A 630-nucleotide genomic window follows, 5' to 3' on the forward strand; every position below is an offset into this window, starting at 1 on the left:
CCAATCCCATGCGGCGGGCTTTGGCTTTTTGTAGAGACATTAAGACCTCTGAACGTATCTGTGACACATTCAATTCTAAAGGCATGCAGGAAGAATTGTCTGGTATTCATAAGCTCTATAAAGAGACGCCGCCTCTTCAGTGTACCTTTGCGCATATTGATGGAACACAAAGTGCCAAGAAACGCAATGAAGCCCTTGATTGGTTAAAGGAAGATGCGGAGGAAAATACGTGTCGTGTGCTCACCAATGTACGCTGTCTTTCTGAAGGAGTAGATGTTCCTGCTCTTGATGCGATCATGTTCTTACACCCGCGTAAAAGCCAAGTGGATGTGATACAAGCGGTGGGGCGTATCATGCGCCGTGCCAAGGGCAAGAAAAGAGGCTATATCATTTTACCCGTTGGGGTACCAGCAGGGATTTCTGCTGAAGAGGCTTTAAAATACAACAAGAGATACAGTGTTGTTTGGCAAGTGATCAATGCTTTGCTTTCCCATGATGAGAACTTTGAAGTCACCCTTAACCAGATGATTTTAGGTCAAGACGTTAGTCATACTTTAGAGATTGTAGCCTTAAAGAGTATGACGACGGTTGAAGATAAAATTTATGTTTATGAGAAACCAGAAAGCGCGG

The 630-nt window shown here is 44.0% G+C and carries 1 protein-coding gene; it reads left to right on the forward strand.

All coding sequences use genetic code 11. From position 1 onward, the window contains the following. A partial coding sequence (locus ABD917_RS08785; RefSeq protein ID WP_345119677.1) for a helicase-related protein occupies positions 1-630 on the forward strand: 630 nt, incomplete at both ends.

The sequence above is a fragment of the Bartonella pachyuromydis genome (genome assembly GCF_039543065.1).
Taxonomy (GTDB): Bacteria; Pseudomonadota; Alphaproteobacteria; order Rhizobiales; family Rhizobiaceae; genus Bartonella; species Bartonella pachyuromydis.